Here is a 25,726-nt window from a genome sequence, read left to right on the forward strand (position 1 = left end):
GCGGCTTCTTCACTTAGAAACCTCCAGCTTCGCCGCCGCTTCCAGAAGCATCAAACCGCTCAGCTGAACGCTGAGCTGGACCGGCAAGGTGGGCGGCTCCTTCCAGGAAGGGCCGCACAAGAGAGGGTTCTCGATCAGCCCATCGGAACGGAGTTTCTCCGCATTCGTGAGAAGCACTTCCCGAACGTGCGGACACGCCGGGTCGATCTCCAGGAGACGGACGAGGTAGCGAATCAGGATTCCTTTGAATAAGCCGGTATCGTCGATGCCTTCTTCGGGAAGCAGACCGGTGCCGGGCTCACCCAACTCCTTGAAGCAGGCGGCAGCGGTCCGTCTGGCGTCCTCCAGATACAGCGATTCACCGGTGCAAACGTATAACTCAACGCCAGCGCCGATATAGACGCCCTGGCAATACGTGAATTTCCAGTCCTTATCGATCGTCCCGTCTCCAGTCCGATTCATGCCGTCCCAGACAAATCCCGTCGCGGGGTCAACCAAATGAGTTTTGTTCCACTCGTAAATCCGTTTGGCCCAAGCGAGGTCGTCAGGCCGGCCGAACAAGCTATAGAGCCGGGCCGCAAGAATCACTGCGGGCGCATTGGCCGGGGTATTTTTGTAATCGAGCTGATCCTTCTTCCACGCCATCCCGCCGCCGCAATGCTCATTCCAAGCCGTTTGGATGTCCGCCCACAGCTCCTGCACCTTTTCCTCGTACCAAGGTTCGCCGGTCGCCCGGTAAGCCCGCAGCAGCGCCAGCGCCGTCCACTCCATGTCGTCGTAATAGTTATGGGTAAACGTCCCGCCGTTGTAATGTTCCAGGCTGCGGCAAAACCGCCGCATCCGATCCGGCAGCGCCGGGTCGCCGGTCCGCTCGTAGGCGTCCACCAGCACGTCAAGGACGTGGGCTTGCCACCAGTAGTAGAAATTTTCGTCAGCCCGACCCGCCGTACGCGGATACCACTGGTCCAGGATGCCGGTCTGCGCGTTCATGTAGCAGGCAAACAGATCGCGGTGCATGCGTTCCGCTAGTTGGGCCCAACCCAGTTCGCGGCGGTCCATCACGTCGTCTCCCGTTCAGGCGCGGCATCCGGCGTTAACCTCGAGGCCGCTTCCATCAGCATCACGCCGCTCAGCTGCGAGCTGAGGGACACGACGGCATCCGGCTCGGGAGCTTGGCTCCAATCCGTGCCAAACCGCGGTTGCCCCTTTGCGGTCTGCCGGCTCCAGGCACGTTCCGCCTGAAGGTCAACATACTCGGCGACTTCGGGATGGTCCGGGGCCGCCTTAGCCAGCTCCGCCAAATAGCGGATCAAGATGCCTTTGAACAGCCCGGCGTCGCCGTCTCCTTCCTCCGGCAGCAGCCCGGTTTCGCTGGAGGTGAACTCCTGGAGGACGACGCGGAACGTGCGGAGCGCCGCCTCCAGGAAAGCCACCTCCCCGCTTACCCGGTACATCTCCACGGAAGCCCCGATAAAGACGCCTTGGCAGTAGGTGAATTTCCAATCCTTGTCGATCGCGCCGTCTCCCGTCCGGTTCATACCGTCCCACACCAGCCCGGTAGCCGGATCAACCAGGTTCTCCGCCTGCCAATCGTAAACCCGCTGCGCCCAAGCCCCATCGTCCGGGTTACCAAACGCTTGGTACAACCTGGCCGCCAGGATGACGGCAGGAGCGTTGGCCGGGGTGTTTTTATAGTCCAGCTGCGATTTCTGCCAAGCGATCCCGCCGCCCATCTGCTCGTTCCATCCGGTTTGGATGTCCTGCCACAGCAGAAGGGAGGCTTCTTTGTAGCGTGGTTCGCCGGTAGCCTGATACGCGCGCAGCCAGGCGAGCGCCATCCATTCCATATCGTCGTATAGCTCATTGGGCCAGGCGCCGCCGTTGCGCCGAAGGAGGCCGTCGTACAGCTCCTCCAGCCGCCGGGCATAGAGCCGGTCCCCCGTGCGCCGCAGTCCGTCAACCAGCACGTCAACCGCATGCGCCATCCACCAGTAATGAAAAATCACGTTGCACGTCCCGTTTTCGCAAGGCATTTGAATATTGTACATCTGGATCTCTTCGTTCCAGAACCCTTCATCCAGCGCGGTCTGGGCCAGATCGGCCCGCTGCCGCCGCACGTCGGTTTCCTTCGTGGTGGTCTTCATGTGATCTCTCCCATCTGTCCTATCCCTTGATTCCGCTAAAAGCAATGCCCTGGATAAAATATCGCTGCAGCAGCAGGAACAGCACCAGAATCGGCAGTATCGCCACCAGCGCTCCCGCCATCATCGGCCCATAGTCCGTCTGATAGTTGTACGAAAAAGCCTGCAGTCCCATTTGGATCGTCGCTTTGGCCGGATCGTTCAGCACGATCATCGGCCACAGGAAGCCATTCCAGCCCGCCTGGAACGTGAAGATCCCGAGCGTGGCCAGCGCCGGCTTGGTCAGCGGCAGATAAATGCGCCAGAAGATTTTGAACTCGCCGCAGCCTTCGATCCGTGCCATTTCCATCATGTCTTTCGGCAGCGTCAGGAAGAACTGGCGCATGAAGAACACCGCAAACGTGCCGGAAGCCCCCGGCAAAATGATGCCCCAAAACGAGTTCATCAGCCCGTTCCCGCCGCTGCCGAACAGGTCGTTTCCGCCGACCAGCGGAATGTGGCGCAGCACGTACACGCTTGGGATCATGGTGACGATCCCCGGCACCATCATGGAAACGAGCAGGATCCGGAAGAACGGCTGATTCATCCGGAAGTTCAGCTTGGCGAACGCATAACCGCTCAGCGAGCCGAAGAACAGGTTGAACAACACCCCGACCGCCGCCAGCAAAAAGGAGTTCCAGAAATAAAGGCCGAACGGCACGGTCGTAAACGCATTGTAGTAGTGATCGAAAGTCAGGTTCGTCGTAAACCATTTAATCGGCATAGAGAACATTTCTTCATCCGGTTTAAAGGAGGTCAGCACGCTCCAGTAAAAAGGCAGAAACATGATGACCGCGATAATGGCGCCAACCGTATAAAACAGCGCATTGGCTAACTTCTTCTGCATCGGTACACCGAGTTGGGTGTGACGGGTTCCGACGCCGGTTCTGGTCGTCTGTTGATTTGTCATACGATCGGCTCCTCCGCTTTCGTGATTTTCATGCTGATCAGCGAAAATACGAGAATCGCCATCGCCAGCACGAACGCCTGCGCCGAAGCATAACCCATTTGCAGTTGGTTAAAGCCCTGCTGGTAGATCAGGTACACCGGGGTTTTGGTGACGTTGGCCGGCCCGCCCTGCGTCAGTACAAACGCCTGGTCGAACAACTGCAAGGCACCGATGATCGACAGCACGCTGACGAGGAACGTCGTCGGGCGAAGCTGCGGCCAAGTGATATAGCGGAAGCACGCGAACCGTGACGCCCCGTCCAGCCGAGCCGATTCGTACAGGTAATCCGGCACGCCCTGGAGTCCGGCTAAATAGATGATCATGTTAGAGCCAACCGACTGCCACAACGTCATGACAATAATCGAGACCATGGCCGTTTCCGTCTGCGATACCCAGGCCGGGCCCGTGATGCCGATATACGACAGCAACCCGTTAATCAACCCGTATTCGGGATGCAGCATCCAAATCCACACCGTGGCCGCGGCGACGGCGGAGGTCAAGGTCGGCAAGTAGTAGAACGTGCGGAACAGCTTGACCCCGCCTTTCTTTTTGTTCAGTAGCATCGCCAGCAGCAAAGAAATCAACAGATTCAGCGGTACGAATACAATCGCGTAATAGAACACGTTCAAGAAGGTCTGCCAGAGCAGGGTATCGCCGATCAGTCGGCGGTAATTGTCCAGCCCAACCCAATCGTTGGTGCTTAGTACGTCATAGTTGGTGAAGCTGAGGTAAAGGGCCATCACGACGGGGATGACCATGAATACGGCAAACAACAGCATGGTTGGTGTAATGAACAGATAGGCCATTCGGGCCTGATGCCGTTCGAGCTTATTGACGGATGCCATTCTTCGCTCCCCTTTCAGAGGCCGGTTTTATTTCACGACCGCATTTTCCGCAAGCAGCTTGTCGCCTTGCTCCTGGGCTTTTTTCAGCGTATCGTCGATCGATTGCTTGTTCTGCAGCAGCAGCTCCAGGTTTGGAATCAGCGCGTTCTCCTCCATGACCGAATAACCCGGATGCGTCGGACGCGTCTTAGCGAATTCCAACGTCTCCGTAAACGGCTTCCACAACGGATCCTCGGTGAAGAACGGATCCTCGAGCGCCGGTTTGAAGCCTGGCAGGTTCAAGCTCGTTTTCGCCCACAGCAAGGCGTTGTCCTTGTTCGCCGTCCACCACTTGATGAATTCCCATGCCTCGTCGGGATGCTTGGAGCCTTGCGGAATGACGAGCCCGAAACCGCCCATGACGCTGCCCTTGTCACCATTAGGGCCTGCAGGAGGCGGAACGATGCCGTATTCCAGATCCTTGCCGTATTTATTGTAGGTGCTCATCATCCATGGTCCGGTGTACAGCATGGCGACCTTGCCCGTCACAAACGCGTCGGTGCCTTCGCCGAGACCTTTTTCGAAGCCGACCTTGTATACTTTGTCCTCGTTCAGCAAACGCTGCCAAAACTCCAGAACCTGCTTGCCCTGCTCATTGTTGAAGTTGGTTTTGCCGTCCTCGCCGAGCATTTGCCCGCCGGCTTGCTGCAGGTACATGTTAAACAGACCCGGATCGGCCATCGAGAAACCTGCGGTTTCGAGTTTGCTGCCGTTCCACTTCGTCAGCGTTTTGGCGGCCTGCTCCAATTCGTCCCACGTTGTCGGCGCCTCCAAGCCCGCATCCGCAAACATCTTCTTGTTGTAGAACAACGCGCGGGCATCCACCGTCAACGGCAAACCGTACAATTTATCGTTATTGGTCAATTCCTTTAACGACTCCTCGTAAAAATCGCTTTTGTTCACGCCGTCGCGCTCCATATATTCATCAATCGGGCGAAGCACGTTTTTCGGAGCGTACAGCGCCGTTCTCCAGCGGTCCCAGAACAAAATGTCCGGCGAACCGCCGCTCGTTGCGGCTGTCAGGAACTTCGTGACCATATCCTGCTGAAGCACGTATTTGACTTCGATTTTGTCCTGCGACTTGTTGAAGGCGTCGACCATCGTCTCGAACTGCTTCTGTCCTTCACCGCCCCAGTCGCCCCAGAACGTCAGCTTCACTTTCTTGGTACTGCCGCCATCACCGCCGTCCCCGCTGCCGCCGTTCCCGGCGTTGCCTCCGCTGCTTCCTCCGCAACCGGCTAGCATTGCGCCGAACAGCACGGTCACCAGCATCACAAGCATCCACTTTTTCATTTCGTAAACCTCCCCTTTTCGTTTCGAATAACATAGAAATTAAAGCGTTTTCAATAAACATAGTATATTAGCATCATATCATTATGTCAATAGGGAAAAATATCGATGTTCCTGGTATATAAATTACATATCAAACGTCCCCTCCTACTTTCTTGTACGACAAAAAGCGGCCCCTTTGTACGGGGGCCTTGTTCGGAAATTTCGATATGGGCTTCATATTCGGAAATTTCGGTATGATTTCTCCCTCGTCCGTCCTCCAAATGCAAAAGTGCAGTTGGTATACTGCAAAATGCGCTTGCTAGTGTACTCAAATGTAAAAGTGCAGTTGATTTGTCGTAAAATGCTCTCGGAAGAGACTTCAAATGTAAATGTGCAGTTCAAATTTACTCAAATCGCCATTTTCAGCCAAATTGTCCTCAATCGGATGCACTTTTGCATCCCAAGGGCCCCCAAACGCAAAAATGCCGAAACTCAACTGCACTTTGCAGTTGGGTTCGGCATGAGGGTGGCAGTTACCTTAGTACATAGGCGAGTACTCGCCATCGCACTATGGAGACAGCACTCCCCATCGCACACGGCCACGGTTACGTCAGCCACGGGGCGGCAGCTCCTTGCTGCGCCGCGAACGGCAACCCCAGCACTATGTAGGCCGCAGTTGGCCATTCCCACGGAGTGGCGACTCACCGCGCGCCGGTCTTGCCTTTGTCCCGCAGGGCGGCAAGGGCATCCACCCGTGGTGGCACTAAGCCGCCCCCGCAGGCAGGCGAGCCCGGCGCTACTTGCGCCGTTCTCTTGCAGGTCCGGTGGACTCGCCTGGAACGAGCGCGGCGGGCAGCTTGATTTTGTTCGCTGAAGGCCGGTTCTCAAGCAGGGCCAGCACATTCTCCACGGCCAGCTTGCCCATGTCTTCTTCGCTTTGGCGCATATGGGTGAAGGCGTAGCCCTCGCCGATGCGGAACTGCGGACTGTCAAAGCAGATGATCGATACGTCCTCGGGAATGCGAAGCCCGAGCCGCGTTACTGCGGCTTTAGCCAGCAGCGCAATGTTGTACTCGATGGCGAAGAACGCCGTGATCGACGGATGCGCCTGCAAATGGCGCATGATTTTGTCAATGTCGCGTTCGATGTTTTCGTCGTTGAATGAGTTCGGCAGGGTGGAGGTCAGATCGCTGATCCATAGCTCCCGCTCCGCGGCGATGCCGCGGCCGGCATGCGCCTGCACGAACCCTTCGATCCGTTCCTCGACGGCCGACGTATCGACCGGCGGCGGGGACAACAACGAAATGCGGGCGTGCCCAAGATCAAACAAATACTCCGCCGCCTCCTGTGCCGCCTTCACATTGTCGGTGCTGATAGAGGCCGCTGCTACGCCTTTCAGTTCCCGGTCGATCAGCACCAGCGGAAAGCGTTCGATCACCATCTTGAGGATTTCCGCATTAAAGTATTCCCCCTGCGCCGGGAATACGATCAAGCCGTCCACTCCCAGCTGCAGCAGCTTGCGAATGGTCGCTTCTTCATTCTCCTGGATGCCGAACGTACGCTTCAGGACGAGGTAACAATCCTGCTCCCGTGCAGCATCCTCCATCCCGTAAATCAGCCGGGTTCCATAGCTGCCGGCGAAATCCGTCAGCACGACGCCGATCAGCTTCCCGGCAGCTTCCCCGTCCGCTCTGTTCCCGCCGTAGGTCCCGTCCAGCCGGCCATGCTCCGCCGCACCGACCCCATCGGCTTCCGGATCGGCGACAAAAGAACCGCGTCCCGGTTTTCGAACGATAATGTGCTCGGCGGCCAGCATTTCAAGCGCTCTCTTGCTCGTAATCCGGCTCACCTGATATTCCTCGGCCAGTTCCTTCTCCGACGGAATTCGGTCCCCGGGCTTATAGCTATGGTCCAGGATTTGCCGTTTCACATCATCAAAAATTTTCTCGTACATCGGTTTTGACGAGGTACTTTCACTCATGACGTTCCTCCCACGTTCCCCTAAAAAAGGACATGATATATATTATAATATATCATGATATATCGCGATTGTCGAACCATGTTTGAAACGTTCCGCGAACCGCTCCTCCAGGAGCATCAGCCGCGGCTTGTCAAAGCCTCCAGCCCCAGGGCAAGCGCACCGCAAAGTCCTGCCCGGCTGCCCAAGCCCGGCGGGACGATGTAGTCGCCGATGTTGCTTAATATCGCCGGAGCATTCACATACCCGGCCAGATTCCGCCGAACCTCCTCGCGTATCAACGGGAACAGCTGCGGTTGCTGCATCACACCGCCGCCCATGATCACTTTTTGAGGCGAGAGCATCAGGATGGCGCCTGTTACCGCTTGGGCCAAATAGTAGGCTTCGATGGCCCAGGCCGGATGATCCGGAGCCAGCTCATGCCCCTTCGCCTTCCAGCGTGCTTCCAGGCTCGGACCCGCAGCCATGCCTTCCAGGCAGTCGCCATGATACGGGCATAAGCCGGGGAAATCGTCATCCGGATGCCGGCGCGGCAGGACGTGGCCCCCCTCCGGGTGAATCAGCCCGTGCACGAGCTTGCCTTCCGCCAGCACCCCGACGCCGATGCCGGTCCCCACCGTATAATACACGCAGCTGTCCAGACCTTGAGCCGCGCCCCACTTCGCCTCGCCCAAGGCGGCGGCATTCACGTCCGTATCCCAGCCATAGGGAACGTCAAATCTCTTCTTTAACTTGCCAAGAACATCGTATCCGTTCCAGCCTGGCTTTGGCGTCGTCGTTACGTAACCGTAAGTGGCGCTGTCCCGATTGATGTCGAGCGGGCCAAACGATCCCACGCCGATGGCCTCTACATTTTTATCGCTAAAATAGGCAATCACCCGTTCCAGGGTTGGTTCCGGCAACTCCGTCGGGAAACTAACGCTGTCTTCGATCACGCCGTGCTCATTTCCGACGCCGCAGACGAACTTCGTCCCGCCCGCTTCGATTGCTCCGATCCGCATCGATATCTCCTCCTTCGAATGTCTGGGATATGCTATAATCATAGAATTCTATCGCTGTATCCTATCTATCATTCTATTGGTGTAAGGAGTATGATCATGTACCCTTTCCTTAAAAACAAACAAGCGTCCCGGCCAGCCCAAAAGATGGGCTTGTTCGCCCTGACCGCCCTGATGCTGATCACCTGTGTGAACACACCCAGCACGGGATCTACCGCGGCCTCACCCAAGCAAACCGAGCCAGCAGCCATCTCCTCTAAAGCTTCCGAGATCACCAAGAAATATCAACTACCCAAAGGGAAGGGCTTCGTTTATCTTGACGAGGTAATCCCAAGCGCCGCATATGATCTCCGCTATTATACCGGTGACAACTTCATCGGGGAGCGGATCGACGGGTACAACGGACCTTTTGCGATCCTGACCCTACGCGCCGCCCGTGCGTTGAAGAAGGTCAACGACGATTTAGAAACCCAAGGCTATCGCCTGAAAATCATCGACGCTTACCGTCCGCAGAAAGCGGTGGATCTTTTCGCCCGTTGGTCCAAGGATCCTCTCGATACCGAGATGAAAGAACGTTTCTATCCCGATGTGGATAAGAAGAATCTATTCAAGCAAGGTTACTTGTCCTCCAAATCCGGCCATTCTCGCGGCAGTACGGTGGACCTTACGCTGGTCTACAAGAAGACCGGCGAGGAAGTGGACATGGGCAGCCGGGTTGATTTCCTTGGCTCGATTTCCGCACATGGGGCGGACGGTCTGACCAAGGCGCAGCGTACGGCCCGCTATGTCCTCAAAACGGCGATGGTCAAGCAAGGCTTCAAGCCCTATAGCAAGGAATGGTGGCATTATACGCTAAAAAACGAGCCTTACCCGTCTACCTATTTCGATTTTGACGTAGAATAGCCTTTCGTCGTTATGCCGCTGTTTACCACTTCAACCGGTAAATCCCCTTGTTCTCCAGACCCCGAATCAGCGGGGTCCACGCTTCGGACTCCGGCGTTGTAGCCAATGCGTCCTCCACCATCTGCAGCTTCGCGTCCAGCGCGTCGATATGGTGCAGGGCGACAGCCTCCGGCGTCTGCGGCTGCACCGGGCTGCCCCATTCCCCTAAATTATGGTGAGACAACACCAAATGCTGCAGCCCGAGCACCTTCGGCGAATCCAATGCGATGCCGAGGCGGATCGCCGCTTCGGTTATCCATTGTGAGGACATGGAAATATGCCCAAGCAGCTTGCCCGGCGTACTGTACTCGGACACGATGCCGAGTTCGGCCACCATTTCCTCAGGCTTGGCAATATCATGTAGAATAATCCCTGCCTTCAGCAAATCCCGGTTCAAGAACAAACGCTGTCCGCACAGAAAATCGCCAATTTCCAGCATCCGTACCATGTGGTAAGCCAATCCGCCGAAATAAGCATGATGATGTGTTTTGGCTGCGGGGTAATGGGCCAGCTTCTCCTCCACCTTCCCAACGCAATACCGGACGATTGCTTGGATCTCCTCATCGGCGATATCGTTGATCACGCCTTGAATCGTATGAATCAGCGCCTCGGATGAGATCGGCGCGGAACGGATGAAATCCGTCAGCCTCACCCCGTCTTCCGGATTAGCCGGCCGGATTTGCATGATCTTGACCTGCAGCTTCTCGCGGTAGGTTTGCACGATCCCCCGCACCTTTACCAGCCCCATCGGGAAGAACGTTTCCTTGTCGGTTGACGAAGCATCCCAAAATTTAGCCGGCATTTCCCCTGTCGCGTCACACAACACGATATCCAAATAATCCTTTGGCGGATTGGCGTTCGTCTGCTTTACCTCCAGCTCCTTCAGCAAATAAAAGCCCACGAACTCATCCTGATTTCTTAACTGATTAATTTGCGTCACGCATAATTCCTCCAAATCCATTGATAAATCCATTATACTATGGGACTGCCAAAAGCTCAGCGCCTTTTCCCTTCGTCAACTTATCTCGGTATACATAAAAGGACGCCGCCCCGTGATATCACAGAGACAACGTCCTTCCATTCTCGAAAAAATTACGATTCCCGCTTGGGCTCCTCCAGCAGCATAGAGCATAATGCCCGGGGCATCAGCTCCAGTGAAACCTGCCTCTCCACCGCGCCCAATTCATAAGCGACTTTGGGCATCCCGTACACCACTGACGAAGGCTCATTTTGCCCCAACGTCCGCGCACCTTTGCGGCGCATCGCCAACAAGCCTTTGGCTCCGTCATAGCCCATGCCGGTCAAGATGATGCCGACGGCCCGCGGGCCGCATTCCCGGGCGGCCGAGTCGAACAGGACGTCGATCGACGGGCAATGGCCGTTGATTTTGTCGCCTTCAAAGCAGTCGACCCGATACCGGCCATCCACCTTGCGCAGCCGCATATGCCGGTCTCCCGGAGCGACCAGTACTTTCCCCGGCTCCACGATGTCGCCGGAAGCCGCTTCCTTCACGGTAAAGGACGTGCTTTGGTTCAAGCGGTCCGCAAACATCCGGGAGAAAACCGGCGGAATATGCTGGACGATCACGATTCCGGGAAACGACGTTGGCAGCCGGTTCAGCAAATAGGAGATCGCCTCGGTTCCTCCGGTGGATGCGCCGATGGCGACGATTTGGCCGGCACCGAACGGACGCTCCGGCACCGGTAGTCCTGCGCTCTTTCGTTCGGCATGCAAACGGCGGGGCGCCACGTTCGTTTTGGCTGCTATTTTCACCTTATCGATCAAATCCAGAATGAACCCTTCAACGCCTCTAGGCGACCGTGGATCCGGCTTGCAGACGAAGTCGACAGCCCCCGCCTCCATGGCGTCGAAGACGGCATCGCTGATCGTGCTGACGACGATGACCGGCAGCGTGTATTGAGGAAGCAAGCGGCGGAGGAATTCGATCCCGTTCATTTTCGGCATCTCCACGTCGCATATCATCACGTCCGGTTGAAACCGCAATATTTGATCCCGGGCATCAAACGGGTCCACCGCTTTACCGACGACTTCGATGGCCGGATCCGAGGATAACCCTAAAGCCAATACCTCGCGGTACATCATGGAATCATCGACGATCAGCACGCGCAACTTACGGTTGTCCCCCATTGCACTCCCCCCCTCGTCTCCTTGTTAATCCTTCCGATAGATCGCCGGCCGGATATACTTGAACGGCGTCGTTTCCCGCTGCAGCGATTCGGAATGGCCGATGAACAGATAACCCCCGGGCTCCAAATGCTTATAGAACTTGTCCACCAGCGCTTCCTTCGTCGGGGTGTCGAAGTAGATCATCACGTTCCGGCAGAAAATGACGTGGAATTTGCGCCTGAACGGAAACGTCGGCTCCATCAAGTTGAATTTGCGGAAAATCACTTCCCGCTTCAGCTTGTCGCTGACGGTGAAATGCTCGCGGTCCCGGGCATTGAAATACTTCATGCGCCAGGAGGGGGGCAATGCCGATAGGTCGTCAGCCCCGAATTCCCCCCGCTGCGCTTTGGTTAATATTTCCGCAGAGATGTCCGTTGCCAGCACCTTGGCATCCCACAGCGGTTTGCCCGCGCCGAAATATTCGTCCAGCAGCATCGCTAGCGTATAAGGCTCCTCGCCTGACGAGCAACCCGCGCTCCAGATCCGCAAATCCCGGTCCTTCACCACCGTTTCCAAATAAGGCAGGACGCGGTCGCGCAAAAACTCGAAATGGTCAAACTCCCGCATGAAGAACGTATGGTTGGTCGTGATTTTGTCCACCAGCGTCATCACAGCTTCCCCGGAACGGTCCGAAACGACGTATTGATAATATTCCTTAAAGTTGGAAAAGCGTTTGCTGACCAGAACCTGCTGCAGCCTGCCCATCACCAGCGCGCGCTTCTCCTCCTTCAAATGGATTCCGTAATGTTGGCGAATATATTCCGACAGTTGCCGAAACTCCTCGTTCGTAATGACAATCATGGCTTAGTACTTTCCGAACTCCGAGTCGCTGAGCAAAATTTTCGGAGCTCCGGTTCCGCTGCCAAACTCGGATTTCCGCGGTTCATTCATCTGTTCCAATACGCGCAGCACCTCGGGATTCATTTCCTCCCTGCCGGCATAATCGGCATAATGGCTGCGCTTCAACTTGAACCGCGCCACCTGCTGCTTCAGCAGTCCGGCCTGGCTCGACAATTCCTCGCTGGCTGCGGCGCTTTCCTCCGAAGTGGCCGAATTGGTCTGAATCACTTGAGATACCTGCGATATCCCTTGATTAATCTGCGTAATGGCTGCCGCTTGCTCCGTGGAAGCCATAGCTATATCGCCGACCAAGCCGGCCACCTGTTCGATATCCCCGACGATCGATTTCAACGCCTCGGCCGTTTGATCGGCGATGCGTGTGCCTTCCTGTACTTTGTTGATCGAGCCTTCGATCATGTCGGTCGTCTCCTTGGCAGCGTTCGCCGAACGGGCTGCCAGATTGCGCACCTCCTCGGCGACCACGGCGAAGCCTTTTCCATGTTGCCCGGCGCGAGCGGCTTCCACCGCGGCATTCAGCGCCAGGATATTCGTTTGGAACGCGATTTCGTCAATCACTTTAATGATCTTGGAGATGCTGCCGGACGCCTCGTTGATTTCGCGCATCGCCCCCAGCATATCCTTCATCTGTTCGTTGCCCTGCAGCGCGCTTTGCTTGGAATCGGCTGCCAGTTTATTAGCTTCGTTGGCGTTCTGCGCGTTCAGCTTCGTCTGGGTGGAGATTTCCTCCAGCGAGGCGGTAAGCTGCTCGACGGAGCTGGCTTGTTCGGTGGCGCCTTGAGACAACGCGATGCTGGAATCGGAAACCTGCTTCGAGCCGGAAGCAACCTGATCCGCCGCCGTATTGATGCTAGCCAGAATCTCGTTGTTCCGTTCTACCATCTCCTGCAGCTTGATCCCCATCAGGTCTTGCTCTGATCTCACTTTCACCTGAACGGTCAAATCGCCGTTGGCTACCTGCTCCACGACCCGGGCTTGGTCGCGGATGCTGCCGATCATCCGGGAGAAGGCTTGCATCAGCTTGCCGATTTCATCTTGACTAGTCGTATCCACGCTGACGCTAACGTCGCCGAGCGCCAGGGCTTCGGCCGCTTTCGACAGCTTCCCGATCGGTCTGGTGATGCTCAGGACAATTAATACTGCCAATCCCACGGCTACCAGCGCCATCACGATGAGGATGGTGATCAGCACGCCGAAGGTGCTGCTGTACATCGCATCGGCTTCATCGCTTTCCTTGTCCGCATTCGACTGATTGAACTTCACGAGATTCAAGAGGGAGTTCGAAGCGTCATCAAATTCCTTCTTAGAATCGCCGGATATCAGGTCGAATGCATCATCCGTCCGATGCTGGGCAACGAATGCACGAACCTGCTCGCTCGTTTTCAGGTAATCGTTCCATTCTTGCTTGAACTTCTCATATATTTCCCTTTCCTCTTGCCCGCTCAGCTTCTGATCGTAATTGTCGATATGCTGCTGCAGCCCCTTGCCTTCCTCCTCCAGACGTGCCTTCATCTGCTCTAATAACTCCGGTCTTCCGCCGGCCATGACATAACGAAGCTCGGAAATTCGATAATCGGACGTCATCGTATTTAACGTATGCGCCGCGTCCATGGCCGGAAGCCACTCGTCGCTGATCAGCGATGACTGGTTGTTGACCTTACTGACGGAACTGATCGAGTACAGGCCAAGTCCTATCATCGCAATAACCATAATGGAAAAGGCAAAAATTAAGCGCGTTTTGATCGTCAGCTTCTTCAACATGTGTATCCCCCCGTTAGTTTCATAGATGACTTAAATGCTCGGCTTCCTCATGCTGAAGCAGCTTGTCGCCGTCCAGCAGCAGCTTAATTTCTCCTCCGACCTTGCCAACCCCCTTGATGAACCCCTGGGGATTCCCTGCTTTGAGGTCCGGCGGCGGAACGATGTCCTCCTCGGCGATCTGTACGACCTCGGACACGCTGTCGACGATCAAACCGATCGAAACCTCGCTTAGTTCCACAACGACGATACAGGTCCGGTCGTTATAGTCGCGAAACGGCTTTTTAAAGCGCAGCCTCACATCCATGACCGGAATGATTTTTCCGCGCAAATTTATGATCCCGCGGATATGCTCCGGGAGCTCCGGCACCTCCGTGATGGCCTGAATTCCGATAATTTCCGTGACATACCGGATTTCGATGCCGTATACGTCGGTTCCGATCAGAAATGTGAGGAACTTTCCCGCTTGCGTATCGTCCTCCTGCTCGGTTTGCAGCTGCGTGGTTGGATTTGTCATGACCTGGTTCTCTCCTTCGGGATTCTATGATGTAAGAGCAAGTCCGCCGACGTCGAGGATGAGGCTGATGCTTCCGTCTCCAAGCATCGTGCAGCCTGCAAGCCCCCGGATATTACGGATTTTGCGGATGTAGGACGGCAGGCTTTTCACGACGACCTGCTGCTGACCAAGCAACTGATCGGCAAAGATACAGAACGTCTGATCGTCCTGCTCCACCATGATCAATATGCCTTCCTCCATTGCCGTAACGTTGGTCGCCACTTTAAATCGTTCGTACAAGCGCAGCACGGCGTAACATTGTCCCCGCACCATCACCATTTCGTTGCCTTCGGGGTCTACCACGACGCTGCCAGGGTCGGCTCGGAACGACTCCTTGATCGCCGTGGTCGGAATCGTATATCGGGACCTCCCCACCTTGACGTTCATCCCGTCGATGATCGCCAAAGTCAACGGAATGCGGATGCTGATCGTTGTTCCCTCGCCTGCGGCGCTGTCGACGGAGACGCTTCCCCCAACACTTTCGATATTCCGCAGCACAACGTCCATGCCGACACCGCGTCCGCTGAATTCGGTAATGACTTCCTTGGTCGAGAATCCCGGCAAGAAGATCAGGTTGTAGATGTCACGATCGCTCATTTCTGCTTCGTCCCGGAAGATCAAATTACGCTCCCGCGCCCGCTCCATGATCTTCTCCCGGTTTAATCCGCGACCGTCGTCGCGAACGAGGATCAGCACTTCGCCGCCGACGTTTTTGGCCTCGAGCGTCAGCGTTGCGGTCTCGTTCTTCCCGGAGGCAGCCCGCTCACCCGGCGCTTCGATGCCATGGTCGATCGCGTTGCGCACCAAGTGCATGATCGGATCCGAAATGTGCTCGATAATGTTCTTGTCCACTTCCGTATCCTCGCCAACCAACTGGAGCCGCACTTGCTTCTCCTGTTTCTTGCACATGTCGCGGACGATCCGGTTCATCTTCTGGAACGTATTCACCAGCGGTACCATTCGAATGGACATGACCTTATCCTGAATCTCTCCGGTAATCTTCCGCAGCTGCCGCGCCGCCTTCCGGAATTGTTCCAGCTCAAGCCCCGCCAATTCAGGGTTCTGCGTGACCATCGATTCGGCGATAACCAGTTCCCCGACCAGATCCATCAGCTCGTCCAGCTTGGCCAGATTCACGCTGATGAAGCTGGATTGCTGCGTTCCCGAGGTGGAAACGGATGGCTTGGCAAGAGATTGCGTTTCCTCCGGGAGCGTAGGATGACCGGTTGGGGCGACGGGCGGCTGCTCCGCGGCAGACGATAGATCGTCGGCAGAGCGAACGTCAACAGAGGGCTCCGGCATGAAATCCGGCGGGGAAGCAGATTCCGACATCCCCGCAGGCGGCGTCGTTTCACTGATCTCAAGATGCTTGAGGCAAGGCGCTTGCGAAAGAAAGGCGGTAATGGTTTCAGGACTTTCCCCATTGCGGAAAAACAGTTGAAATCCCTGGATTTTGATCATTTCCGCGGTGTCCGGGTTGGTCTCAATGTCTTCCGGCCAGTAGCTGAAATGCTCCGTCAACTCCTTCAGGCTATGAACCACCTGGTAGGCACGCACATTTTCCATATTGTAATCGTCGTCGAAGAACAGGATCGCTTTCAAATGAGCGTCTTGTGCGATGGAGTGGGTGCCCTCGTCCAGGATGTCGCCGGCATCCTCTTCGGAAACGGGCGCGTCCCGCTGGCCGGCATGCCTGCGCTTAAGCTCCTCCAAGTAGCGGTGGATGCTGCTCTTCAGCAGAGAGCTATCGCCGTCGGGCGAATCGCCTTGCCTGATCTTATAAAGCTCGAGCTTGATAAAATCGCCGCCTTGGAGCAGCAAATCGGATAAAGCCGAATAATCGGTTAATCGAGGTTGATGTTCGCGGATAAAGGCAAATAGATCCTCAATGACATGAGACAATGCCGCAATATTGTCAAAGTTCATCATCGTGGAAGACCCTTTAATCGTATGCATGATACGGAATATAACGTCAATCGCGGCGGAGGAAAACGCATTCGCTTCCTCGCATTCTAAAACGCTTTGCTCCAGCTGTTCCAACAGCTGTGAATTCTCGTGAAGATAGATCTCCAACAAGGGATCTGAAGTTCCGAATTCTGTCATGACATAAGCTCCCCGTTATTGCAAAGTTCGACAAATTTGGATATATTTCGACAAATTTTTCGCATAAAAAAGACCCTTTCTCGATCATGTTGCATTTTCGAAGAAAGAGAACTTTTTGAAAGAATAGAAACGCATCCACTCGTTACCCTGAAACCCGGCCGCCTTGGTAAACTTACGTTAGGCCCGTGGCTTTGCGTCCTTGTCTTTCGGCAAGTTTGCCCTTCTAGTAAAATTGCTATTTTTAGTTAATTTATACTAACATGCCAGGACAGAAGTTGTAAACCAGGAATTTCAGTGGCACCCCACCGTATAACAAAAGCCCCCACAGATCCAATCTGGGGGGCTTAATGCACCAAGTCTTTAGACTCGCCAACTTCGGCGAAGGCAATTATCTTCCAGCGTTCTCAAGCGCGTTCTTCACCGCGTCGATCACTTGGGCCGACACGGCCTTCACGCCATCGGTTTCACCAAAGGCTGCCGGGCGATACCCGTATTTATGCAACGATCCTTCGGTAGTTGGCGTTTCAATTTCCGTCTTGACGGTTGTCTCGTCGGCGGATAATTGTTCTGCGGTTTTGATTTTTCCGTTCGCATCAAGATAGAATACTTCCATTTTGAACGGAATGTTGTTTTGCACCGTCACCATGACATAAACGGATTTGTCTTTATTAATTCCGGCAAAGATGCCGTTGATGTAAGCCGTTTTGTAGGACTCTTTGATTTCTGCCTTCTTATAGGCATTTTCGACAGCCGTTTTCAAAGCGGTGCTGCTGCTGGTTGCTCCAGTCACGACATCCACTTTTGCCGCTTGCTCTCTCGTTCCGGCAAACAGCAGGTCACGGGTCAGGATCGGGATCGCTCTAACAACCTCAGCATATGCCGAAGCACCGCGGTCAACCATGTTCACACCAACACGATACAGCTTCAATCCAACAACGACACCGTTGCGCAACGTGACATCCGCACGGTTCGTCCCTTTGTCGTAAGCGTCGCCAAAGGCGGTGAAGGTGCCGTCCTTATAGTTGCCTTGTGTTTTCGAAGCGTTGCTCAACAAGTCTGCGAACGCGGCTCTGGCAGCAAGGGACAAGTCTTCTTGGCCTACGATCGGCGTCATGTTCGCGCCTTTTTGAGTCAAACCTTCATTCAATTGAGCGACAAGAGCTTTTTGCTCTTCCGTCAGCTTGTCGGCGGCGATCAGTTTACCATCGGCGCCAAATAAGAGTACATTTACGTTCGAAACTTTGTCTGCCTTGATGTCAGCCAGAACCAGTACTTTGGACAGGTTGTCGACACCAGCGAAGGTGCCTTCAAAATACTTCGCTTTGCCCGGAGCCTTCAGCGCCTTCTCGAAAGCTCTTTCTACCGCGAGGTTCCAGCTGTGGCTGCTTTCAGTTGCGCCAGCAATCGCGTCGACGTCATCACTGTAGTTCGCGATGTACGAGCCGTTAGCGAGCAGTTTAGCCGTCATCGGCGCGTTGGCTTTCACCACTTCGGCATAAGCCGTGTCGCCGCGGTCAATCAGGTTGGAGCCCAGTCTGTACAACTTCACGTCAACCAGCTTGCCGTTACGAATGTAGACATCGACTCTCTCTACGCCTTTATCACGGGCTGCGCCGTAAGCGGAGTAGAAACCGTCGATGTATTTCGAATCATTACTTACCTTCGCATTTTGCTCCGCATCCCAATAAGCGCTCACAGCCGCTTTGAATTCGGCTTCCAGCCCTTTAGGACTAACAGCGCCTGTGCCTTTGGCCAGCAGCTCGGCAGCAATGACTTTCACCGATGCAGCTTGCTCTTCGGTCAGGTTCGCTTCTTCGATGGCATTGCCATTGGCATCAAGCGGATAAACCTTGACCGCCGTACGTTTCGTGGCATCGAAGGTAACGAAGATCATGTATTTGCCTTCCGGATCAACCCCCATATGGTCACCGGCAAAATAGGTTACGCCTTTCGCCTTCTCTTTCAAGGCTCTTTGAAAAGCGCGGTCGACGGAAAGCTTCCAACCCTCGCTGGAACGAGTTGCGCCGGACACAACATCCACTTTGGCGGCTTGCTCCTGCGTTTTGCCCAGCAGGTTGGTTTTCATCGTTTCATAAGCATTCCAGAGACCGCTGTAATTGTTGCGCACATCTCTGTCAATCAGCTTAGGGCTCGTTCTAAGCAGTTCGATCGCAGCGACCTTGCCGCCTTTGATCGTTACCTTAGCTCCTTCAGTCCCTTTGGAATAAGCGTTGCCGTAAGTAACGTACACGCCGTCGGCATACGGATTCTCAACTTGCTTCACAACTGGAGTCGTTGTTTTAGCCGGAGTTGCCGGTTTTGGAGTCGTTTTGGCAGGCGTTGCCGGTTTCGTGGTCGTCTTTGCCGGCGTCGTTGTCTTGCTAGGCGTCTTCGTTGTTGTTTTACTTGGTGTTGTTGACTTGCTTGGCGTTGTTGTCTTGCTTGGCGTGGTCGTCTTGCTAGGCGTCGATTCTTTAACTGGCGTTTCCGACTCCGATGCGGCGGATACCACGTCAATGCCGGTCAATTGGTTACCGGACATACCAACGGTAAGCGACAAGGATGATAACACCAGCGTCGCGCTTACGGTAAGGCTAATCAGCTTTTTCAAATGCGATCCTCTCCCTTGTGAATTTCACCAAGCTATGTAAATTACATAACCTGCTACTTCCTAATGTGTGTTCTCTTTTGTTATTCGACTGCGCTCAGAAGCGGTGATCCGCTATCCAAGCAATCGCGCCCCTCCCTCTTGCACGATGTCCAACCCAGAAACCGCCCCCTGCAAACGTGAATCAATTCACATATCGGAGGAAAAAAATAGATAAAGCGGTTTCCATTAAATACTAGGTAATTTGGCGCAGAAATGCTGTACGCAAAATCACACAGCCTGAAAGATATGTCACTTTATCCGCTTTGCGGAACAAAGACAGCCGCCGGAATGATCCGGCGGCTTAATGTCATTGCGAACTTCCTACAGTGTGCTGCCGATCGCGATCCACGTCACAAATCCATAATTCACGTTGCTCTCCTTCAGCTTGGAGATCGTAATCACGGCCGATTGGTCCGACTGCTCTTTCAGCGAAGCGGAATAGGCGGCATGGTTGGTCATTGCCACGACAACGTAATTGGACGATGTAAACGGCGTATCGAAACGGATAGTTACCGTCGTCTCCACCTCATGATGTTTCAGCAGAAACGCGGCCATCCCAAATTGCAGTTCCGCCGGCTGGCCCGACAGCGTTTGAACGGGAGCAAAACTTAATTGACCCGTCCCTACCGAACCCGGTTGAAGGTGGCGAGTACCGACGGATTCGTCAGCCAGTTGGTCACTGCCGACCGCACCTGGCGCCAGGTGAATGTTCCCGACGGCCCCCTGCTGCAGATGATCCGCCCCGACCGAGTCCTTGGCCAATGTTCCAGTGTCCACCGCACCCGGCTGCAGATGCAATCGGCCGATGGCTGACGGCTGGATGTCTTCGCCGCCGAGGCCATCCTCAGGCAACAAACCCTTTTGCTGAATCTCAGCGGATAAATGCCAGACATTGACGGCTTCAAGCGAGATATGGTGGGCATTCACCGCCGCATCGCTAAGATGCCGGGATTCCACGCTTTCGGCGGCCAAATTTGCCCCTTGAACAACTTCTTCGCCCAAGTGCCGGTTTTGCACGGCCAAGTTTGCTAAATGGTCGCCTTGGACGGTTCCATTAGCCAAATGTACGCTTTGGACAGAACCAGCTTGCAGATGATTACTGCCGACCGCTTGCTCGCCCAGTGCCGCGTCAGTAACCGCCCCGCCTTGCAGATGCCGGCTTGTTATCGACGCCGGCTGCAGATCCTCCCCGCTGATACCGTCTGCAGGCAATAAGCCGTGTTGCTGGAGTTCGGCGGACAAGTGCGAGGCATTCACGGCTTCAGGAGCAAGATGGTAGGCATCGACTACGGCTTCCCCAAGGTGCCGGGACCCAACACTGCCTTCAGCCAAATGCCCGCTTTGCACAGCCCCCTCGCCCAGATTCCGGCCTTGGACGGAAGCATCCGCCAGATGGCGATTCTGCACAGAACCGGCCTTTAGGTGCCCGCTTCCGACGGCTTGCTCGCCCAGCGCTATAGCGTTTACCGCGCCGGCTTGCAGATGCCGGCTTGTGATGGACGCCGCCTGCAGATCCTCCCCGCTGATACCTTCTGCGGGCAACAGGCCGTGTAGCTGGAGTTCGGCCGATAAGTGCGAGGCATTCACGGCTTCAGGAGCAAGATGGTTCCCATCCACCACCGCCTCCCCAAGGTGCCGTGACCCAACACTGCCTTCGGCCAAATGTTCGCCTTCAACAGCGCCTTCGGACAAATTCCGGCTCTGAATAGACTCATCCGCCAGATGGCGATTATACACGGAGCCGCTCTGCAAATGGCCGCTGCTGACCGCCTGCTCACCGAGAGCTATGGCGTTAACCGCTCCGACTTGTAAATGCCGATTGGTAATGGATGCCGGCTGCAGGGCTTCCCCACTGATACCGTTTGCCGGCAGCAGACCGCGTTGTTGCAGCTCCGTAGACAGGTGTCGGACATTAACAGCTTCAGGAGCAAGATGATGAGCGTCCACCACCGCCTCCCCAAGGTGCCGGGCTTCAATGCTGCCTTCGGTTAAATGCCCGCCTTGCACTGCACCCTCGGCCAGGTGCTGACCGCGTACGGACGCATCCGCCAGATGGTCGCTTTGTACGGAACCAGCCTGTAAATGAGTACTGCCGACCACCTTCTCACCCAGCGCTTCAGCGCCAACCGCACCGGACTGCAGATGCCGGCTTGTGATGGAGGCGGGTTGCAGAGCCTCCCCATCGACACCGGCGGCAGGGAGCAAGCCGCTTTGCCGCAGCGCGGGGGTCATATGTGCGGCGCTGATCGTTTCAGCGGCGATATGATAGGAGCCAATCACCGCAACTCCAAGGTGGCGGTCAGTCACGCTGCCCTTGGCCAAATGCTCGCTTTGTACTGCATCTTCCGCCAGATGCCGGCTTTGAACCGCTTCATTCGCCAGATGGCTGCTCTGCACCGCATCGGCCCGGAGATGCGTGCCGTCGATCACCTGCTCGCCCAGCGCTTCAGCGCCGACTGCACCGGCCTGCAAATGCTGGTTCGTGATGGAAGCGAGCTGCAGGTCCTCCCCGCTGACACCGGCGGCAGGCAGCAGTCCGCTTTGCCGCAGCTCAGCAGACAAATGACCCGCATCGATCGACTCGGCGGCGATATGGCGAGAGTGGATGACGGCTTCTCCGAGGTGGTGTTCCGTCACGCCACCTTTAGCCAGATGCACACTCTGCACCGCATCCTTGACCAAATGCTGGCTTTGGATCGCCCCATTCGCCAGATGGCCGCCGTGCACCGCGCCGGCTTGCAGATGCGTGCTGCCGACCACCTGCTCGCCCAGCGCCTCAGCACCGACCGCACCGGGTTGAAGATGTTGGCTTGTGATGGAGGCGGGCTGCAGATTCTCGCCGCTGATGCCCTCCTCGGGCAATACCCCGTTTTGCCGTAGCGCAGCCGACAAATGCCCGGCATCAATCGACTCGGCGGCGATATGACGTGAACTTATCTCTGCCTGGCCAAGATGTCGTCCTGTCACACTGCCTTCGGCCAAATGTGCGTTCTGCACCGCCCCTTCAGCCAGATGGCCCGCAGTGACGGCGCCGGCAGCCAATGCCTCAGGCCCAACGGCGCCTGGGGCCAAGTGCCCGGCGTCCACCGCTTGCGCCGCCAGCTTCGGTCCGGTCACACTGCTCACCGCCAGCTTCGCGGCCGTCACCGCCAGATCGCCGAGCTTATCTGTCGTTACGCTTTCCGGCGAGAGCTTCAAGCTCGTGACCGCATGATCCTGGAGATGCGGCGAGAAGACAACGCCAACGCCCAGGTGCTCCTCCCGTACTGCGCCAGCCCCGATCTGGCTGCGGGTGACGGAGCCCGGCGCCAAATGCCGGCTCTGCACGATGCCCGTTCCCAAATGTTCGGCCGAAATTTGCTCAGCGCCAATAGCTGCCTCCGTCACCGCGCCTGGCGCGATGGCCCGGGATGTCACGCTGCCCTTAGCCAGTTTGTCGGCCGTGACACTCCCCGGCTGCAGATGATCCGCTGAAACCGCCTCCTCCGCCATGTGATCCGCGGTCACCTCGCCGAACGCCAGCTTCTCCCCGGTCACCGCCGCATTGGCCAGGTGCCATTCCTGCACCGCATCCGGCACAAGGTGTCCGCTTTGCACCGCCCCTTCGGTCAGATGCTGGCCCGTAACGGCCCCCCGGGCAAGCTGCGACGATTGAACGGCGCCTTTTGCCAAATGCCGGGTTTGTACGGCCTCATCGGCGATTTTCCCCGGCAGCACGCTTTGATCGGCGATTTTGGAAGAGGTCACCGCCTGTTCCACAATATGCGAAGTGCCCACGGACTGGTCGGCCAACTTCGTGGAGGGGATCGATTTGTCGGCGAGATGCCGTGCTTTAATTTCTCGATCGGCGATATGCTCCTGCCCGATGCTGCCCGGCTGGACATGCTCGCTGCCTACCGTCCCTGGTGCAAGATGGCGCGACTCGATCACGGCCCCGCTCAAATGAGCCGACGTGACGCTCCCCGTTTGCAGTTGTTCTGCACCGACGCTGGACCAGGCCAGCAGTTCCCGACCAATTAAGCCAGGAGCCAAGTGACGCGAGATAATGACCTGATCCGCTAAATGGCGGCTTTCCACCGTGGCTTCCGCCAATTTGTCCCCCGTCACGGAGCTATCGCGCAGCTTGGACGTTGTCACAGAGGCTTCCCCCAGCTTCGAGTTATCGACCGCTCCGTTGGCCAAATGCTGAGCATTAACGGCCCCGCTGCGGATTTTATCCCCCGTCACCGCTTGATCCTGCAGCAGGTCGGACGTCACGATCCATTCCGATAAATGGCGGCTTTCCACCGCTCCCTCAGCCAGCTTCTCTCCGGTGATGACCCGATCGGCCAGCTTCTCCGGTGTAATACTGCCGTCCACCAGCTTCTCCCCGCCGATAGAGTGGTCCCGGATCGTCCGTCCTTCGATCGAGCCGTCCACCAAATGCCCGCCGTTCACCGACGAAGGAGCGATTTTCGAGGAGGTCACCGCCCGGTCCGCCAGCTTGATGTTCTCCACAGCGTAGTCGGCGATCCAAGCCGTGTCTATCGTCCCCCGCAGGATCCGTGAAGCGTCGATCGTAAACGGGGCGATTTTCTCCCGGGTCACGGCTTCATCAATGATATCGTCCGTGTAAATAATGCCTTGTTCCTGGTTGGGTGCGGTTTTTTCGCTCAACAGGTCCTGCAGCGCCCGCGTCCCGTCCATATACTCGTGCTCGGGCTCCGCCTCAATGGTAGTGTTCAAAGTGATATCTTCGCCTTGTTCCGGCAGAACGGGCGCTGCGGTTTCATGAATCCGAAGCTCCTTCTCCTCGGATTGCGGCGAAATCTTTCGTTCCTCCAACAGCGTTAGTTCGTTGATTTCCGGGTTATCTACGAAATAATGCGATTTCCTCGGTCTACTAGGTTTCGCTGGTTTTTGTCTTTTCAAGAGCCGCCCTCTCCTTTGCCAAAAGATGATCATCTCCGGTATCATATGCGGGCGCTTAGGCTCTTGTCACAACGCTTTCGAGGGGGAAATGGCCTCCGGAGACTCGTAAAAAGATGAAATCGTTTCGCCAAATTTCTACCGTTTTTCGCGAACCGCTGACGCGTTACAATAACCTTGCGCGATAACACGACAGAATCGACCAAGCTGATGACCTGGAGGCAACCCGACCATGGAAACCGACCTTACTTTAACTACCACCAAATCTACGAGCGCGAACTCTGCTCCAAACCAACGCCATCGCCGCTCCTTCGCGATCATATTAACCAGTGTGGTGCTGCTCACCTTCGGCGGGAAGCTGTACGAAATCATTCTTCCGCTGATGATTTACGATATCACCCATTCCTCCGTGGCCATGTCCAGCATGAAAACCGCGGAGCTGCTGCCCAATTTCTTCTTTGCCGTCTTCATCGGCGTCTTCGTGGACCGCGTGAACAAGAAACGCTGGGTCCTTTGGATGATCGGGCTCCAGGCCCTTCTGCTCCTGGCTTTTGCCCTCTTGTTTAGGAGCGGGGTCCATATGCTGCCGGTCTATTATGCGATTGGCTTCCTGCTGATGACGTTGAGTTACGGGTATTTCAACGCTGAGGTTAGCCTCATCAAGCTCAGCGTCCCGAACCATGAGCTAACGGCCGCCAACGCCAAGCTGAGCTTCGCTGAGACCTTCGTTGGCATTATGGGCCCGGCCTTGTCCGGCCTGATCCTAATGTTGTCCGACGTCTCCGACGGATTGCTGATCACGGCGACTTGTTACCTGATCTGTATGGGGTTATTTACGAAGTTGAATTTGAACGTGGAAAAAGAAACCCCGCAGAAGACCAAATTCGCTGCGGAGTTTCTGGAGGGGTGGCGTGCCTTTCGCGCCAATAAATCGCTCATGCTCATGACCGTATTCGTTGTCTTACTGAACTGTACGTATACCGTGATCAATACCACGGCGATCTACTTCGCCAAGGACGACCTGCAGTTGTCTTCGTCCCTGCTGGCCGTTGTGCTCTCCGCTTCGGGAGCCGGCGGCCTCGCCGGAAGCCTGCTGTTGAGCCGGCTAAGACAGGCCTGGGGCCTCGGCAAAGTGTTCGGCGTTTCCATCCTGCTGAACGCACTTGCTTATTTTCTTCTCTTTTTAGCACATGGGCTTATGATGTTTGTTGCTGCTCTATTCTTATGTGGTTTTGCCGCAACCTTATACAGCGTTTCGGTTTACGCGTTCCGTCAAGAGCAGACGCCCGCTCATCTCATGGGCCGGATCACCGGGATTACCGGAACCTGCTTCCGCATCGGTATGCCGATCGCGGTATACGCCTCAGGTTGGGTCATCGCCTGGTGGGGAACAGGCGTCATATTTATGGCCAGCGCCTTATGGAATCTGGCAGCCTTGGCCGTTTACGTACGAACCCGATTGTGGAAGGTTCATTAACCTTCTGACTGAACTTCATAACGGGC

The 25,726-nt window shown here is 55.9% G+C and carries 17 protein-coding genes and 1 riboswitch; of the genes, 2 read left to right on the forward strand and 15 right to left on the reverse strand.

What is annotated here, in order from left to right; translation table 11 throughout:
• Positions 1-9: 9 nt before the first annotated feature.
• The 7 genes from M0651_RS15175 to M0651_RS15205 all read right to left on the reverse strand — a co-directional run bounded on the left by M0651_RS15175 (position 10) and on the right by M0651_RS15205 (position 8,264).
• Entirely contained in the window at positions 10-1,059 is a 1,050-nt protein-coding gene (locus M0651_RS15175; protein ID WP_248552592.1) for a glycoside hydrolase family 76 protein, read from the reverse strand.
• Positions 1,059-2,144 (reverse strand): glycoside hydrolase family 76 protein, encoded by a 1,086-nt coding sequence (locus M0651_RS15180; RefSeq protein WP_248552593.1) that lies wholly within the window; start codon positions 2,142-2,144, stop codon positions 1,059-1,061. The genes M0651_RS15175 and M0651_RS15180 overlap by 1 nt, the downstream gene beginning before the upstream one ends.
• 19 nt (positions 2,145-2,163) lie before the next feature.
• Positions 2,164-3,027, reverse strand: a complete 864-nt coding sequence (locus M0651_RS15185) for a carbohydrate ABC transporter permease (protein ID WP_248552652.1) — start codon at positions 3,025-3,027, stop codon at positions 2,164-2,166.
• Between the two features lie 59 nt (positions 3,028-3,086).
• A complete protein-coding gene (locus tag M0651_RS15190) occupies positions 3,087-3,974 on the reverse strand; it encodes a carbohydrate ABC transporter permease (protein ID WP_248552594.1) in 888 nt (295 codons plus the stop codon).
• A gap of 27 nt (positions 3,975-4,001) precedes the next feature.
• Entirely contained in the window at positions 4,002-5,306 is a 1,305-nt protein-coding gene (locus tag M0651_RS15195) for an ABC transporter substrate-binding protein (protein WP_248552595.1), read from the reverse strand.
• 775 nt (positions 5,307-6,081) lie between these two features.
• The gene (locus M0651_RS15200) at positions 6,082-7,266 is read right to left on the reverse strand and encodes a GntR family transcriptional regulator (protein ID WP_248552596.1); all 1,185 of its coding nucleotides are present in this window, start codon (positions 7,264-7,266) and stop codon (positions 6,082-6,084) included.
• 116 nt (positions 7,267-7,382) lie between these two features.
• A complete protein-coding gene (locus M0651_RS15205; RefSeq protein WP_248552597.1) occupies positions 7,383-8,264 on the reverse strand; it encodes an ROK family protein in 882 nt (293 codons plus the stop codon).
• A 96-nt stretch (positions 8,265-8,360) separates the two neighbouring features.
• On the opposite strand from M0651_RS15205, the gene M0651_RS15210 reads away from it, so the two are divergent.
• Complete coding sequence (locus tag M0651_RS15210) at positions 8,361-9,164, forward strand: M15 family metallopeptidase (RefSeq protein ID WP_248552598.1); 804 nt, start codon at positions 8,361-8,363, stop codon at positions 9,162-9,164.
• 22 nt (positions 9,165-9,186) lie between these two features.
• Here the strand turns inward: M0651_RS15210 and M0651_RS15215 are convergent, their stop codons facing one another.
• The 8 genes from M0651_RS15215 to M0651_RS15250 all read right to left on the reverse strand — a co-directional run bounded on the left by M0651_RS15215 (position 9,187) and on the right by M0651_RS15250 (position 24,226).
• Complete coding sequence (locus M0651_RS15215; RefSeq protein ID WP_248552599.1) at positions 9,187-10,143, reverse strand: 3'-5' exoribonuclease YhaM family protein; 957 nt, start codon at positions 10,141-10,143, stop codon at positions 9,187-9,189.
• Positions 10,144-10,295: 152 nt separating this feature from the next.
• On the reverse strand, positions 10,296-11,351 hold the full coding sequence (locus M0651_RS15220; protein ID WP_248552600.1) for a protein-glutamate methylesterase/protein-glutamine glutaminase: 1,056 nt from the start codon (positions 11,349-11,351) through the stop codon (positions 10,296-10,298).
• 24 nt (positions 11,352-11,375) lie between these two features.
• Entirely contained in the window at positions 11,376-12,191 is an 816-nt protein-coding gene (locus tag M0651_RS15225; protein WP_248552601.1) for a CheR family methyltransferase, read from the reverse strand.
• A gap of 3 nt (positions 12,192-12,194) precedes the next feature.
• Positions 12,195-14,009: a methyl-accepting chemotaxis protein gene (locus M0651_RS15230; protein ID WP_248552602.1), complete on the reverse strand. Its 1,815-nt coding sequence runs from the start codon at positions 14,007-14,009 to the stop codon at positions 12,195-12,197.
• 19 nt (positions 14,010-14,028) lie between these two features.
• Positions 14,029-14,523 carry a chemotaxis protein CheW gene (locus tag M0651_RS15235; protein WP_248552603.1) on the reverse strand — a complete coding sequence of 165 codons (495 nt, stop codon included), beginning with the start codon at positions 14,521-14,523 and terminating at the stop codon, positions 14,029-14,031.
• 24 nt (positions 14,524-14,547) lie between these two features.
• Positions 14,548-16,665, reverse strand: coding sequence for a chemotaxis protein CheA (locus M0651_RS15240; RefSeq protein WP_248552604.1), 2,118 nt, complete (start codon positions 16,663-16,665; stop codon positions 14,548-14,550).
• 145 nt (positions 16,666-16,810) lie between these two features.
• Positions 16,811-16,895, reverse strand: a riboswitch (cyclic di-GMP riboswitch).
• A 158-nt stretch (positions 16,896-17,053) separates the two neighbouring features.
• Positions 17,054-19,276, reverse strand: a complete 2,223-nt coding sequence (locus M0651_RS15245) for an FMN-binding protein (protein ID WP_248552605.1) — start codon at positions 19,274-19,276, stop codon at positions 17,054-17,056.
• A gap of 360 nt (positions 19,277-19,636) precedes the next feature.
• Entirely contained in the window at positions 19,637-24,226 is a 4,590-nt protein-coding gene (locus M0651_RS15250) for a WIAG-tail domain (RefSeq protein ID WP_248552606.1), read from the reverse strand.
• A gap of 229 nt (positions 24,227-24,455) precedes the next feature.
• Between M0651_RS15250 and M0651_RS15255 the strand changes: the two genes are divergently transcribed.
• Positions 24,456-25,700 (forward strand): MFS transporter, encoded by a 1,245-nt coding sequence (locus tag M0651_RS15255; protein ID WP_248552607.1) that lies wholly within the window; start codon positions 24,456-24,458, stop codon positions 25,698-25,700.
• Positions 25,701-25,726: the final 26 nt, after the last annotated feature.

It is taken from the genome of Paenibacillus mellifer (genome assembly GCF_023195895.1).
Lineage (GTDB): Bacteria > Bacillota > Bacilli > Paenibacillales > Paenibacillaceae > Fontibacillus > Fontibacillus mellifer.